Origin of the sequence: Catellatospora sp. KI3 (assembly GCF_029948125.1) — a bacterium.
Lineage (GTDB): Bacteria > Actinomycetota > Actinomycetes > Mycobacteriales > Micromonosporaceae > Catellatospora.
This window is the reverse complement of the sequence record NZ_JASAMB010000001.1, coordinates 662,762-676,466: the sequence shown is the minus strand read 5'-3', so window position 1 is coordinate 676,466 and position 13,705 is coordinate 662,762. Positions and strand designations below refer to the sequence as shown.

General features: G+C 72.1%; 13 protein-coding genes. 4 read left to right on the top strand and 9 right to left on the bottom strand.

Going from position 1 to position 13,705, the window contains the following annotated elements:
- Positions 1 to 84: 84 nt before the first annotated feature.
- Positions 85 to 1,833 (bottom strand): biotin carboxylase N-terminal domain-containing protein, encoded by a 1,749-nt coding sequence (locus QEZ54_RS03010; protein WP_281303039.1) that lies wholly within the window; start codon positions 1,831 to 1,833, stop codon positions 85 to 87.
- A gap of 298 nt (positions 1,834 to 2,131) precedes the next feature.
- Here QEZ54_RS03010 and QEZ54_RS03005 point away from each other — a divergent pair, with 298 nt between their 5' ends.
- From QEZ54_RS03005 to QEZ54_RS02990, 4 genes are all read left to right on the top strand, one after another.
- Positions 2,132 to 2,737: a PadR family transcriptional regulator gene (locus tag QEZ54_RS03005; protein WP_281302866.1), complete on the top strand. Its 606-nt coding sequence runs from the start codon at positions 2,132 to 2,134 to the stop codon at positions 2,735 to 2,737.
- A 69-nt stretch (positions 2,738 to 2,806) separates the two neighbouring features.
- Positions 2,807 to 3,760: an ATP-binding cassette domain-containing protein gene (locus QEZ54_RS03000; RefSeq protein WP_281303038.1), complete on the top strand. Its 954-nt coding sequence runs from the start codon at positions 2,807 to 2,809 to the stop codon at positions 3,758 to 3,760.
- 2 nt (positions 3,761 to 3,762) lie between these two features.
- On the top strand, positions 3,763 to 4,524 hold the full coding sequence (locus QEZ54_RS02995; RefSeq protein WP_281302865.1) for an ABC transporter permease: 762 nt from the start codon (positions 3,763 to 3,765) through the stop codon (positions 4,522 to 4,524).
- 60 nt (positions 4,525 to 4,584) lie between these two features.
- The gene (locus QEZ54_RS02990; RefSeq protein WP_281302864.1) at positions 4,585 to 5,826 is read left to right on the top strand and encodes an MFS transporter; all 1,242 of its coding nucleotides are present in this window, start codon (positions 4,585 to 4,587) and stop codon (positions 5,824 to 5,826) included.
- Here QEZ54_RS02990 and QEZ54_RS02985 read toward each other — a convergent pair.
- From QEZ54_RS02985 to QEZ54_RS02950, 8 genes are all read right to left on the bottom strand, one after another.
- The gene (locus QEZ54_RS02985; protein ID WP_281302863.1) at positions 5,782 to 6,441 is read right to left on the bottom strand and encodes an O-methyltransferase; all 660 of its coding nucleotides are present in this window, start codon (positions 6,439 to 6,441) and stop codon (positions 5,782 to 5,784) included. The genes QEZ54_RS02990 and QEZ54_RS02985 overlap by 45 nt on opposite strands.
- 31 nt (positions 6,442 to 6,472) lie before the next feature.
- Positions 6,473 to 7,096 carry a Maf family protein gene (locus QEZ54_RS02980; RefSeq protein ID WP_281302862.1) on the bottom strand — a complete coding sequence of 208 codons (624 nt, stop codon included), beginning with the start codon at positions 7,094 to 7,096 and terminating at the stop codon, positions 6,473 to 6,475.
- Positions 7,097 to 7,106: 10 nt separating this feature from the next.
- Positions 7,107 to 8,231, bottom strand: a complete 1,125-nt coding sequence (locus QEZ54_RS02975) for a S8 family serine peptidase (RefSeq protein WP_281302861.1) — start codon at positions 8,229 to 8,231, stop codon at positions 7,107 to 7,109.
- A complete protein-coding gene (locus QEZ54_RS02970) occupies positions 8,228 to 9,460 on the bottom strand; it encodes a hypothetical protein (RefSeq protein WP_281302860.1) in 1,233 nt (410 codons plus the stop codon). The genes QEZ54_RS02975 and QEZ54_RS02970 overlap by 4 nt, the downstream gene beginning before the upstream one ends.
- Positions 9,457 to 10,029 (bottom strand): hypothetical protein, encoded by a 573-nt coding sequence (locus QEZ54_RS02965; RefSeq protein WP_281302859.1) that lies wholly within the window; start codon positions 10,027 to 10,029, stop codon positions 9,457 to 9,459. The genes QEZ54_RS02970 and QEZ54_RS02965 overlap by 4 nt, the downstream gene beginning before the upstream one ends.
- Before the next feature lie 127 nt (positions 10,030 to 10,156).
- Positions 10,157 to 10,360 carry an acyl-CoA carboxylase subunit epsilon gene (locus QEZ54_RS02960; RefSeq protein ID WP_281302858.1) on the bottom strand — a complete coding sequence of 68 codons (204 nt, stop codon included), beginning with the start codon at positions 10,358 to 10,360 and terminating at the stop codon, positions 10,157 to 10,159.
- Positions 10,357 to 11,298 (bottom strand): NYN domain-containing protein, encoded by a 942-nt coding sequence (locus QEZ54_RS02955; RefSeq protein ID WP_281302857.1) that lies wholly within the window; start codon positions 11,296 to 11,298, stop codon positions 10,357 to 10,359. Before QEZ54_RS02955 ends, QEZ54_RS02960 begins: the two co-directional genes overlap by 4 nt.
- Positions 11,299 to 11,381: 83 nt before the next feature.
- The gene (locus QEZ54_RS02950; RefSeq protein WP_281303037.1) at positions 11,382 to 12,965 is read right to left on the bottom strand and encodes an acyl-CoA carboxylase subunit beta; all 1,584 of its coding nucleotides are present in this window, start codon (positions 12,963 to 12,965) and stop codon (positions 11,382 to 11,384) included.
- Positions 12,966 to 13,705 lie beyond the last annotated feature (740 nt).

The window sequence follows — 13,705 nt, the reverse complement described above, 5'->3', positions numbered from 1 at the left end:
AAGATCGCTCAAGTTGCCGGGCAACCGGGCGTATGACGGGTCAAGATACGCCCGATTGCCCGGCAACCCTGCTGGTCTTGGCGGTTACTTGATCTCGCACAGGGTGGTGCCGGACTGGACGACCTCGCCGACCGAGGCGGACAGGCCGGTGATCACGCCCGCCTTGTGCGCGGTGAGCGGCTGCTCCATCTTCATGGCCTCCAGGACCACGACGGTGTCGCCCTCGGCCACGGTGTCGCCGTCGGCGACGGCGAGCTTGACGATGGTGCCCTGCATGGGTGCCGTCAGCGCGTCCCCACCGGCCGCGACGTTGGGGCCGCGCTTGCCGGCGGCCCGCTTGGCGGGGCGGCCCGCGGCGGCGGGCGCGGCTGCGGCCGTACCCCCGAAGGAGGCCGGCAGCGAGACCTCCAGGCGCTTGCCGCCGACCTCGACCACGACGGTCTGGCGGCCGCCCTCGTCGCCCTCGGCCGCGGCGGCGCCGGTGAAGGCGGGGACGGTGTTGTCCCACTCGGTCTCGATCCACCGGGTGTGCACGGTGAAGTCGACGAAGGCCTGGTCGCGCACGATGGCGCGGTGGAAGGGGAGGGCGGTGGCCATGCCCTCGACGATCATCTCGTCCAGGGCGCGGCGGGCGCGCTCCAGCGCCTCGGTGCGGGTCTCGCCGGTGATGATCACCTTGGCGAGCAGCGAGTCGAAGTTGCCGCTGATCACGCTGCCGGTGCCGAACCCGGTGTCCACGCGTACGCCCGGACCGGCCGGCAGGTGCATCTTCGTGATCGCCCCGGGGGCGGGCAGGAAGTTGCGGCCCGGGTCCTCGCCGTTGATCCGGAACTCGATCGAGTGGCCGCGCGGGGCCGGGTCGGCGTCCAAGCGCAGCTTGTCACCGGCCGCGATGCGGAACTGCTCGCGGACCAGGTCGATGCCCGACGTCTCCTCGGTCACCGGGTGCTCGACCTGAAGGCGGGTGTTGACCTCCAGGAACGAGATCGTTCCGTCCACCCCGACCAGGTACTCGACCGTGCCCGCGCCGTGGTAGCCCGCCTCGCGGCAGATCGCCTTGGCCGAGTCGTGGATGGCCGCGCGCTGCGCGTCGGTCAGGAACGGCGCGGGCGCCTCCTCGACCAGCTTCTGGTGGCGGCGCTGCAGCGAGCAGTCGCGGGTGCCCACCACGATCACGTTGCCGTGCTGGTCGGCCAGCACCTGCGCCTCGACGTGGCGCGGCTTGTCCAGGTACCGCTCGACGAAGCACTCGCCCCGGCCGAACGCGGCCACGGCCTCCCGGGTCGCCGAGTCGAACAGGTCCGGGATCTCCTCCAGCGTGCGGGCGACCTTGAGGCCGCGACCGCCACCGCCGAAGGCCGCCTTGATGGCCACCGGCAGGCCGTTCTCGCGCGCGAACGCGACGATCTCGTCGGCGCCCTTGACCGGCTCGGGCGTGCCGGGCACCAGCGGGGCACCGGCGCGCTGGGCGATGTGCCGGGCGGTGACCTTGTCGCCGAGGTCGCGGATCGCCTGCGGCGAGGGTCCGATCCAGGTGAGCCCGGCGTCGAGGACGGCCTGGGCGAAGTCGGCGTTCTCGGACAGGAAGCCGTAGCCCGGGTGCACGGCGTCGGCGCCGGCGCGCCGGGCGACGTCGATGAGCTTGTCGATGCGCAGGTACGTGTCGGCGCTCGTCTCACCGCCCAGGGCGTACGCCTCGTCGGCGATGGTGACGTGCAGGGCGTCGCGGTCCCCGTCGGCGTAGACGGCGACGCTGGTCAGGCCCGCGTCGCGGCAGGCGCGCGCCACACGTACGGCGATCTCGCCTCGGTTGGCGATCAACACTTTGGACAGCATCGTCATCATCGTCCTCCCCGACGGGCCTTGGCGGAGTCTATCGGCGCAGTTGATCATTAACGACCGTTGAGGCGCGTTGTGACGAGTCTCATGAACGACCGTTCACCCGTACGGCGCGTGCTTGCGCCGGCGTGCGTGCTTCCGGGGCGCGGGCGTGGTCCGTGCAGTTTCGGGGAAAGTGCGCGAACGGGGCCCAAGATTCCTGCACTTTCCCCGAAACCCACGGATGGGCGTGGGCTCGGGCGCGCGGACCCGGCGCGAGTCGGGCCGGGCGCGGCGTCGCACACTTGCGAGCGTGTCTACGACGCGGATGATGATCCTGGGTGTGGTCCGGCTGCTCCAGCCCGTGCACGGTTACGACGTGCGGCGTGAGCTGCTCAGCTGGCATGCCGACCGGTGGGCCAACGTGCAGCCGGGATCGGTCTATCACGCGTTGAAGAAGCTCGCCGACGAGGGCGCGCTGCGCGAGGTCGGCAGCGAGCAGGTCGGCGCCCGCCCCGCGCGCACCCGCTACGAGGTGACCGACAAGGGGCACGAGCAGCTGCGCGACCTGCTGACGACGTACCTGTGGGGGCAGCAGGGCGGGGAGGACCCGTTTCTGGCGGCGTTCTCGCTGATGATCCAGCTGCCCCGGGCGGAGGTGGCGGCGGCGCTGCGCGACCGGGCCCGGCGGCTGCGGGCCGACAGCGACGGCAAGCGGGCCGCGCTGGACTCGGGCTGGGCGGTGCCGGACAACAAGCCGACCCATGTGCGCTGGATGCTTGAGCTGGACATCGCCCGGGCGGAGGGCGAGATCGCCTGGTGCGAGCGGGTGGCGGGCGAGATCGAGGCGGGGACGCCATACGTCTCCCCGGAGCTGGCGGCCCGCTGGCAGGGCGGCTTCGATTTCGCAACCGAATAATCAAACTTGACTAGTGTCGGACCCTGATCCTACGCTCCACCGGTTCCCCCGACTCTGGAGCGCAACATGATCATCGAGACCTCCGGGCTGCGGAAATCCTTCCGCTCCCGTGCCGGTCGCGACGTCAAGACCGTGGAAGCGGTCCGCGGCGTCGACCTGAGCGTCGCCGAGGGCGAGATCTTCGGCTTCCTCGGCCCCAACGGCGCCGGCAAGACCACCACCCTGCGCATGCTCGCCACCCTGCTCGAACCCGACGGCGGCAGCGCCGTCATCGCGGGCGCCGACCTGCGCAAGAACCCGGGCGAGGTCCGCCGCCGCATCGGCTACGTCGCCCAGGGCGGCAGCACCTGGGACGACTCCACCGGCCGCGAGGAGCTGGTCCTGCACGCCCGGATGTACGGCATCTCAAAGGCCGAGGCCCAGCGGCGCGCCGCCGACGCCCTGAACACCTTCGAGCTCGCCGAGTACGCCGACCGCAAGTGCAAGACCTACTCCGGCGGCCAGCGCCGGCGGGTCGACATCGCGCTCGGCATCATCCACCAGCCGAAGGTCGTCTTCCTGGACGAGCCCACCACCGGCCTGGACCCGCAGTCGCGCGCCCACATGTGGGGCGAGGTGCGCAAGCTCCAGCAGATGGGCATGACCGTCTTCCTCACCACGCACTACCTCGACGAGGCCGACGCGCTCTGCGACCGGCTGGCCATCATGGACCACGGCCAGATCGTCGCCGAGGGCACGCCCGCCGACCTCAAGCAGGAGGTCCTCGGCGACGTCGTCTCCGTGCAGCTCCAGCGCGACGTGCCCCGGGCCGCCGACCTGTTCGGCGACACCGACTTCGTGCGCAAGCTGGAGACCACCGAGCAGTCGCTGCGGCTGTACGTCGAGGACGGCGCCAGCGTCATCCCGCACGTGCTGCGCACTCTCGACGCCGAGAAGATCGCCATCGACGGCATCGAGCTGCACCGCCCCAGCCTCGACGACGTGTTCCTGGCCAAGACCGGCCGCAGCCTGAGGGAGAGCTGAGCATGAAATTCCTCCGTGACACCTGGCTGGTGTTCCAGCGGCAGATGCAGCTGCTGCTGCGCAACCCGGTGTGGGTCATCGTCGGCATCACCCAGCCGCTGTTCTACCTGTTCCTGTTCGCGCCGCTGATGAGCAAGGCGCTGGGCCAGGGCAGGCCGCTCAGCCAGGGCGAGACCTACCAGCTGTTCGTGCCGGGCATGCTGGTCATGGTTGCGCTGTTCAGCGCCTTCTCCGGCTTCGGCATCATCGCCGAGCTGCGCGCCGGCGTGATCGAGCGCAACCGGGTCACCCCGGTCAGCCGGGTCGCGCTGCTGCTGGGCCGCTCGCTGCGCGACGTGGTGCAGCTGATGTTCCAGGCCGTGCTGGTGACGCTGCTGTCGTACCCGTTCGGGCTGCGCATCGCCGTCGGCGACGCGGTGCTGGCGTTCCTGCTGGTCGGCCTGATGGCCCTGCTGCTGTCCTCGCTCGGGTACGCGCTGGGCCTGGCGCTCAAGAGCGAGGACGCGATGGCGCCCCTGCTCAACACGCTGATCCAGCCGATCATGCTGCTGTCGGGCATCCTGCTGCCGATCGCGATGGGCCCCGCGTGGCTGCAGCGCCTCGCCGACTTCAACCCGTTCAGCTGGGCCGTGAGCGGGGTGCGCGCCCTGTTCGCGGGCCACCCCGGCGACGACTCGGTATGGCAGGCGCTGGCCATCCTCACGCCGCTGACCGTCATCGCGCTGATCGTCTCGTCGCGGACCTTCGCCAAGTCGGTGCGCTGACCGGCGTTAGCTCGGTTACACCCGGACGCCGGGGCAGTGTAAGGAGCGTAGCTTCGTACAGTGCCCCGGCTTCATCGTGATCTCGCGACCTGGTTGATCTACCTCCAACTGGGCCTCTGGGGCTACTTCAACTACGGCTTCGGGCCGGTCATGCCGCTGCTGCGCGACGAGCAGCACACCAGCGCCGCCGCGGCCAGCCTGCACAGCACCGCCATCGCCGTCGGCGCGGTCCTCGGCGGCGCCCTCTACCCGGTCCTTTCCCGCCGGTACGGCCGCGGCGCCGTGCTGTGGGGCGGCCAGGGCGTCATCGCGCTGGGCGTGCTCGGCTTCGTCACCCTCCCGGCGCGGTACCCGGTCACCCTGGCGCTGACCGCGCTCATCGCGGTCGCCGGCATCGCCATGATCGGCGGCATCGTGGCGGCACTGTCCGACCGGCACGGACCCGCCGGACCGGCCGCCATCAGCGAGGCCAACGCCGTCTGCTGCGCCGCCGGGCTGCTCGCCCCGCTGGCCGTCGGCGCCACCATGCGGGCCGGGCTCGGCTGGCGTACCGGCTTCGGCCTGCTGGTCGGCCTCATCGTGCTGCTCGCCCTGGTGGCGTACCTGCGCCGGATCAGCGTCGCCGGCGGCCCCGCGGTCGCACCGGCGGCCGACACCGCCCCCCGCCGCCCACTGCCCCGCGCGTACTGGCTCGCCTGGTCGATGATGACGCTCACCGGCGCGGTCGAGGTGGTGCTGTCCATGTGGGCCGCCTCGGTCCTGCGCGACCGGGCCGGGATGTCGCCCGGCGTGGCCACCGCCGTGATGTCGGCCGTGGTCGCGGGCATGTTCATCGGGCGGCTCGGCGGGGCGCGGATCGCGCTGCGGGTGCGGTCCATCCCGCTGTACCTGTGCGCGCTGGCCGTCAGCCTGGCCGGGTTCGCCCTGTTCTGGAGCGCCACCGGGCCCGTGGTCGCGGTCGCGGGGCTGGCGGTGCTCGGGCTCGGCAACGCGATGCACTACCCGCTGGCGATCGGGCTGGCGCTGGGAGCCGCGGCGGGGCAGGCGGACCGGGCGGCGGGCGTGGCGTCGTACTCGATGGCGGTCAGCTTCGGCGCGGGCCCGCTCGCCCTCGGCCTGGTCGCCGACCAGGTAGGCCCGCACACCGCCTTCCTCCTCATCCCCCTCCTCCTCACCGCCGCCGCCACCCTCGCCCTCCGCCTAACACCCCCCACCCCAGCCCCGGCCCCAGCCCCCCTGCCCGGTTGGGGTGCGGGGTCAGTGTTTGCGGGAGAGGGTTACGCCGTCGGAGAAGGGGAGTAGGACGGTTTCGACGCGGGGGTCGGCGGCGACGGCGGCGTTGAAGGCCGCGATGGCGATGGTGCCGGTGTCGTCGGGGCTCGGGTCGAGGACGCGGCCGCCGCGCAGGGTGTTGTCGGAGATGATCAGGCCGCCGGGGCGCATCCGCGGCACCAGCAGCTCCCAGTACTGCCCGTAGCTCTCCTTGTCGGCGTCGATGAACGCCAGGTCCAGGTACGGCTCGTCGGGCAGCTGCGCCAGCCCGTCCGCGGCAGGGCCGAGGCGCAGCTCGACCCGGTCGGCCACGCCCGCGCGCGCCCAGTACGCCCGGGCGATCGAGGTGTACTCGTCGGAGACGTCGAAGCAGGTCAGGCGCCCGCCCTCGGCCAGCCCGCGGGCGATGGCCAGCGACGACATGCCGGTGAACGTGCCCACCTCGACCGCGTGCCGTACGCCGACGAGCTTGGTGAGCATGGTCAGCAGCGCCGCGTACTCCGGCTCGATCTGCATGCCCGCCGCGGAGCCGGTGGCGCGCGCCGTCTCCGCGATCAGGTCCTGCTGCAGCTCGTCGGGCGGGGTGCCGTGGTTGACGACGTAGTCGTGGAGTTCGTCGGTGACCGTGATGAAGGAACGGCTCATGCCTGCGAGCCTATGCCGCCGCCGGGCGGGTTCAGCGGCTCCGCCAGAACTGCGTGATCTCGTAGCCCAGTTCGGCCAGCATGCGGCGCAGCAGGGGCATCGACAGGCCGATCACGTTGGTGTGGTCGCCCTCCAGCCGCTCGACGAACGAGCTGCCCAGGCCGTCGATGGTGAACGAGCCGGCCACCCAGAGCGGCTCGCCGGAGCCGACGTACGCGTCGATCTCCTCGTCGCTGATGTCGGCGAAGTGCACCACGGTGGCGGCGTCGCCCTGGGCGATCCGGTCGGTGGCCAGGTCGATCAGGCAGTGGCCGGTGTGCAGCACGCCGCTGCGGCCGCGCATCGCCTGCCAGCGCTTGGCCGCCGCCTCGGGGCTGTCCGGCTTGCCGAGGATCTGGCCGTCGAAGGCGAGCACCGAGTCGCAGCCGAGCACCAGCGGCTGCGGGTGCGGGTGGGTGCTGTGGCGCAGCCGCTCGGCCACGGCGTGGGCCTTCATCCGGGCCAGCACGCCGCTGAGCGCCTCGGCGGTGGTCGCCTCGACCGCCTCCTCGTCGACGCCGCTGACGATGACCTCGACGTCGATCCCGGCGGCCGCGAGCAGGTTGCGGCGCGCCGGGCTGGCGGAGGCGAGGACCAGGTTCGGGCGATTAGGCATAGACGGCAGGCTACCGGCGTACGCGGCGGCCCACGACGACGGCCACGCCGCCCGCGACGACGACCGCGCCGAGCAGCAGCGCGATCAGGCCCAGCCGCGAGCCGTCGCCGTCGCCGGTGTCGGGCAGTTCGCTGGCGCTGAAGGTGGCGACGGACCCGTCGGTCGGCTCGGTGCTGGGGGCCGCGTCCGGGGCGGTGAGCGCGGCGACCGGGTCGACCACGCCGAAGCCGTAGTCGCCGTCCTGGCCCTGGGGTCCCTTGTCGACCGAGGTGCGGGTCAGCCGTTCCAGCACCTGGTCGGCGGTCAGCGTCGGGTACTTGGACCAGACGAGGGCCGCCACGCCCGCGGCGATCGCGGTGGCGGGGCTGGTGCCGCTGCCGCGCCGGTACTGCGTACCGGCGGACTTGTTGATCTTGCTAGTGCTGGTGATGTCGGCGCCCGGGGCGCTGAGCAGCACCTCGGGGCCGCTCACCGAGGAGCCCATGTGGTTGCCGCCGCGGTCCACGGCGCCCACGGCGACCGCGCCGGGGTAGCGGGCCGGGGCGGTGACCACGAAGTCCTCGGGGGCGTTGCCGCTGGCCGCGAAGACCAGCGTGCCCGCCTCGCGGGCGCGGGCGACCGCGTCGATCAGGTCGTCCGGGACGGATGAGAACGCCGACACCGAGATCGAGATGATCTTTATCTTGCGGCTGACCGCCTCGTTGATGCCGCGCACGATGGCGTCGCCGTTGCCCATGCCGGCCGCGTTGGCCATCCGGATCGGGAAGATCTTCGCCTTGGGCGCGACGCCGAGCACGCCGTCGCCGCTGCCGTGGCCGTGCGCGGCGATCAGCCCGGCCATGCCGGTGCCGTGGCCGTCCAGGTCGCCCCAGCCGTTGCCGCTGCCCCCGGTCACCACGTCGATGCCGGTCAGCACGTTGCCGGCCAGGTCCGGATGGCGCGCCTCGACGCCGGAGTCGATCACCGCGACGGTGACGCCCTCGCCCTGGCTGATCGCGTGCGCTTTGGCCAGATCGAGGTAGCCCAGGAACCACTGGTCGTCGCGGAAGCGGTCGGCGTGCGCGGGGGCCGCGCCGACCGCGATGGTGGCGGCGGCGGTGACCAGCACCGCCGCCGTCCGGAGCAGACGCCTCACCGGTACATGCCGATCGCCGGACCGGGGTCGATCGGGTCGGGCGCCTCGGGCGCCTCCAGCACCGGCGCCACGCCCTGGGCCACGCTCCACAGCGTGTCCGGATCGCCGTGCTCCTCGAGCTCGCCGTCGCGGCGCTGGCCGGGCCGCCCCGGCACCCCGCCCATCGGCGCGCCGACCCCGGCCGCACCGCGCGCGCCCGCGGCGCCGCGACCGGCCGCACCGGGTGCGCCGCCGCCGATCATGCCGCCGACCGGGTTGGGCCGGGCGCCCGCCGCGCGGGCCGCGCCGCCGACCGGGGCACCGCCGATCACGCCGCCGGGCATGCCCGCGCCGCCGCGGGCCAGCGGCGCGGCGCCGCCCATGCCGCCGATCACCGGCGGCTTGACCCCGCCGGGCAGGCCGGTCATCGGCGGGCCGCCGATGACGTTGGGCGGCAGGCCGGGGGTGCCGGGGGTCGAGGGCAGGCCCGGGTTGGTCGGGCTGGTGCCGATCGGCACGTTCGTGGTCGGTGGCGCCGGGTTGAGCCCGGACAGGTCCGGACCGCTGCCGACGGGCATCGTGACGGGGGTGAAGCTCGCCAGGGGCGGCGGCGCCGGGATCGGCAGGACGGGCGGGATCATCGGCGGTACGAACGGTGCCGGGGAGCCGCCGCCACCGCCGCCGTAGTCGCCGCCGCCGTCGAGCTTGGTGCCGCGGCCCGGTGGCACGTACGGCGCGGGCTTCTCCATGTTGTACGGCGCCATGACCAGTGCCGAACCGAGGTTTACCATGATCGCCCGCGCCTCGCCCAGCTTCTTGGCCAGGTACTGGTCCACCGTGCCCGCCCCGCTGGGCAGGTCGGACGGCGTCTTCGGGTTCGGCCCCGACGCGGGCAGGTACTTCATGTACTCGTCGTAGATCGGCTTCAGCTTGCGCTTGGCGTCGTCGATGGCCATCGGCATGTCATGGGCGTACATGTAGTTGCCGCTGGTCACGTGGGCGACGTTCGCCACCGAGGCGATCAGCTCGTCGAGCTTGGCCAGGAAGGTCTTCGCCGCCTCGCTGCCCTCGGGCCGCCAGACGGCGGCCAGCTTCTCCCGGTACACCTGGAGCCGGTCGCGGTGCAGGTAGGCCAGCTCGCTGGCCTTCTTCCAGCCGTCGGACTGCTCGAAGTGCGGGGTGAGCTGCCGGTGGTTCACCCAGTCCCACATGGTCTGCATGGGGACGTTGTTCCAGTCGGTGCCCGTCACTTGTAGTCACCGCCGTTGTCCGAGGTGGTGCCGGCGGTCGGGTCCACCGGCGGGATGACGACCGCGTTCTTCGGGTCCGTGGCCTGCCCGGTGCCGGGCGCGGCCGGCTGGCCGCTCTGGCCGGGCGCCGCCGCGTTCGGATCGGAGGCCAGCACGCGGTTGACGTCCGTGGTGCGGGCGGCGGTGAGCGCGTCGGTCTTGCCGTACTGCTTGACGATCTCGCGGGTGGCGGTGATGAAGTTCAGCACCGCCTCGTCGTGCCGGGCGAGCGCGTCGGCGGCCTGGACCAGCATGTCGCGGTGGCCCTGCATGCCCGCGCACAGCTCCTGGAACCGCTTGTCCGGAGCCTGCACGACGGTCGCCATCTGCTCGAAGACCGTCTTGGCGTGCGGACGGTAGTCGAGCATGTGCTCCTTCTCCAGCACGTCGGCGAAGAGCTTCAGATCCGCCAGCTCGATGGCCAGCGTGCCCTCGTCATACCCGGTGAACGCGCTGGTCTTGGTGTATCCGCTGCCGCGGCCGTAGTCACGCAGCCAGGCGGGTCCCTTGTCCTCTTCGGGCAGTCCCATGGCGCTTGTTACCTCCCCCATTGGCGAGTCGGTGGCGTGCTGCCGTTCGCGGCCAACGAGTCAGGCCATGGGCGCCCACCGATTCCAGCGCTTGCAGACTACCGAAATCGGGCAAGGATGCACACCGTCAGGCGGGCAGTCCCGAGCGCCGCCACGCGCCCGCGCCCGGCCTGGTCACGGCCGGAAGGCCGCTGCGCCACCACGCCGACACCGGCTCCGATGTGGCCGGTGCCACCACCGGCCGCGCCGACAGTACGGCGACCAGGGCCGCCACCTCCTCCGCCGTCGGCACCCCGCGCTCGATCCGGATCGGGCCGCTCTGCTCGCTCATCTCTGCTCTCCCTCCCCGTGGGGCCGGCTCATGCCGAACTCCCGATACACCCGCGACCAGAACCCGTCGCGGACCCACAGCCGGGCCTTCTCGTACTGCCGCAGCGAGATGCCCAGCTCCTTCTCCGCCTCGACCAGCAGCTCCTTGTCGATGACGGTCGGCAGTTTCGGCCCCGGCAGCAGGTCGCCGATGTTGTCCCGCCCCCGGGCGAGGATCCACTTCTGCGCCACGAACTCGCCGATGTCCACGATCTCGGTGCGCTCGGGCAGCGGCGCGGCGACCGGGCGGACCGGGGCGGGCCGCGGCTCGGGCACCGCCGACACCTGCGCGGCCGGCAGCGCGATCGCCGGGCGGCCCGAGAACACCTCGGCGGGCGTGGGGGTACGGGTGCGGCCGGTGGGCGTGAAGTAGGGGCGGACCGTGTCGGCGTCCAGCGTGAACACCGTGTCGCTCTCCCAGAGCAGCCGCTCGGCCTGGTTGGTGCCGTACGGCGGCTCGACGCCCCACAGGTGCACCCGCACCCCGTAGCTCTGCGCCGCCTCGATCGCCGAGAGCATGTCCTCGTCCCCGGCGACCAGCACCGCGTCGGTGACCGCCTTGTGCCGGGCCAGCGTCTCCAGGTCGCTGCGGATCTGCGCGTCCACGCCCTTCTGCTGCCCGCGCATGTTCAGGTTGCCCAGCCGCAGCTTGACCTGGCCCATCTGCGCGATGACCCGCTGGTCGATGGTGGGCACCCGGTCCCGGGCGGCGTCGAACCAGTACACCCGCAGCAGGTCCTCGCCCAGGTGCTTGGCGGCCAGCTGGATGAGGGCGTGAATGAGCGGCTCGGCGTCCACCTTGAACTCCGAGCGGTTGGAGGTGCCCAGCACCAGTTCGCCCGAGGCCGCGTAGAGGTAGCCCACGTCGACCAGCACGGTATGGCGCCGCGGCAGGTTCATCCCGCCATCGTTCCACACTGGAGGGTGCACGTGAACGTTGTGCCACATGGGCGTCACTCACCGCTGATGATTGATGGATGCCGCTACAGGGGGATGTTGCCGTGCTTCTTCGGCGGCAGGGTCTCCCGCTTGGCGGCCAGCGTGCGCAGCCCCCGGACGATGTGTGCCCTGGTGGCGGACGGGCGGATGACCGCGTCGACATAGCCCCGCTCGGCGGCGACGTACGGGTTGCACAGGGTGTCCTCGTACTCGTCGATGAGTTCGGCGCGGCGGGACACCGGGTCGTCGGCGGCGGCCAGCTCCGCACGGTAGAGGATGTTCACCGCGCCCTGCGCGCCCATCACCGCGATCTGCGCGGTCGGCCAGGCGAAGTTCAGGTCGGCGCCCAGGTGCTTGGAGCCCATGACGTCGTACGCGCCGCCGTAGGCCTTGCGGGTGATCACCGTGATCTTCGGGACGGTGGCCTCCGCGTACGCGTAGATGAGCTTGGCGCCGCGGCGGATGATGCCGTCCCACTCCTGGCTGGTGCCGGGCAGGAAGCCGGGCACGTCCACGAAGGTCAGCACCGGGATGTTGAACGCGTCGCAGGTGCGCACGAACCGGGCCGCCTTCTCCGAGGCGGCGATGTCCAGGCAGCCCGCGAAGTGCATCGGCTGGTTGGCGACCACGCCCACCGGCTTGCCCTCGACCCGGCCGAAGCCGGTCAGGATGTTCTGCGCGTACAGCGGCTGGACCTCTAGGAACTCGCCGTCGTCGAGGATCGACTCCAGCACGGCGTGCATGTCGTACGGCTGGTTGGCCGAGTCCGGGATCAGCGTGTCCAGCCCCGCGTCGACGTCGGAGACGGCCAGGTCGGCCACGGCCGGGTAGGCCGGCGCCTGGTCGAGGTTGTTGCTCGGCAGGTACGACAGCAGCGCCTTGACGTACTCGATCGCGTCGGCCTCGTCGGTGGCCAGGTAGTGCGCGTTGCCGCTCTTGGTGTTGTGCGTACGCGCCCCGCCCAGCTCCTCCATGCCCACGTCCTCGCCGGTGACGGTCTTGATCACGTCGGGGCCGGTGATGAACATGTGCGAGGTCTGGTCGACCATCACGGTGAAGTCGGTGACGGCGGGGGAGTAGACCGCCCCGCCCGCGCACGGGCCCATGACCAGCGAGATCTGCGGGATCACGCCGGAGGCGCGCACGTTGCGGAAGAAGATCTCGCCGTACAGGCCGAGGGAGACCACGCCCTCCTGGATGCGGGCGCCGCCGGAGTCGTTGATGCCGATGACCGGGCAGCCGGTCTTCATGGCCAGGTCCATCACCTTCACGATCTTCTGGCCGAAGACCTCGCCCAGCGAGCCGCCGAAGATCGTGAAATCCTGCGCGAACACGCACACCGGGCGGCCGTCGACGGTGCCGTAGCCGGTGACCACGCCGTCGCCGTACGGCCGGTTGCGGTCCTGGCCGAAGTTGGTCGACCGGTGCCGGGCCAGCTCGTCCAGCTCGACGAACGAACCCTCGTCGAGCAGCAGCTCGATCCGCTCGCGCGCGGTCTTCTTGCCCCGGGCGTGCTGCTTCTCCACCGCCCGCGCGGAGCCCGCGTGCACGGCCTCCTCGACCCTGCGGTCGAAGTCGGCGAGCTTGCCCGCCGTCGTCCGGCTCACCTGGCTGCTGTCCTTCGGCACCGTAGTCGTCACGCCCGTGATGCTAACGAACCCCTGAACTCTCGTTCAGTCATCTGCGCCACACGTGCACGGATCAACAACGAGTCGATCTTGGTACGGGGTGTGGTCGTTTCGTCTGGTTTGGGGTGGTCGTTAGGACTGATGTGACGATGGTCTTCGGGGTAGCGCTGCTGGTGGGCGGCTTCACCGTGCTCGCCGTGGTGCGGCCGTGGCAGGGCGAACCACGCCCCCGCGCGACGCGCAGACGCCGACCGGTCTCGGCTCCGCCGAACCCGACCCGGCCCGGAGCCGGCGGCCGGACCGCGCCAGGCTCGCGCCGACCCCGTCCCGCCGGGCGCGGCGCGGTGTCGGCCACGACTCCCGCCGCACCCCGGCGGACCGAACGCGCCGCCGTACCCGCCCACGCCGGGGCGCCCCGGCTCACGACCACCGTCCCGAACCCCGCCGACCGCGTCCCACCCCTGACGGTCGGCACCGGCGTGCCGGGGATCAACACCGACTCCCGCTTCGCACACCGTCCACGCACCAACCACCCGACAGCTCCGACCGCGGCTCCGACCTCTGCCGCACCACCCGTCGGCAGCGGCCCCGCCTCGCCTTCCGCCGCCGGGCTCGTCGTCGGTCCCGCCTCGCCTTCGGCCGCACGGCTCGTCGGCAGCGATCCCGCCGCGGTTTCCGCCGCACGGCTCGTCGGCCGCGATTCCGCCTCGGCTTCGGGCGCACCGCTTGTCGGCGGCGAT

Excerpts from the sequence above, each read along its gene's own strand:
- QEZ54_RS02980 (WP_281302862.1), bottom strand. The coding sequence starts at position 7,096 with ATGCCTAATCGCCCGAACCTGGTCCTCGCCTCCGCCAGCCCGGCGCGC.
- QEZ54_RS02985 (WP_281302863.1), bottom strand. The coding sequence starts at position 6,441 with ATGAGCCGTTCCTTCATCACGGTCACCGACGAACTCCACGACTACGTC.
- QEZ54_RS02960 (WP_281302858.1), bottom strand. The coding sequence starts at position 10,360 with ATGAGCGAGCAGAGCGGCCCGATCCGGATCGAGCGCGGGGTGCCGACG.
- QEZ54_RS02965 (WP_281302859.1), bottom strand. The coding sequence starts at position 10,029 with ATGGGACTGCCCGAAGAGGACAAGGGACCCGCCTGGCTGCGTGACTAC.
- QEZ54_RS02955 (WP_281302857.1), bottom strand. The coding sequence starts at position 11,298 with ATGAACCTGCCGCGGCGCCATACCGTGCTGGTCGACGTGGGCTACCTC.
- QEZ54_RS02995 (WP_281302865.1), top strand. The coding sequence starts at position 3,763 with ATGAAATTCCTCCGTGACACCTGGCTGGTGTTCCAGCGGCAGATGCAG.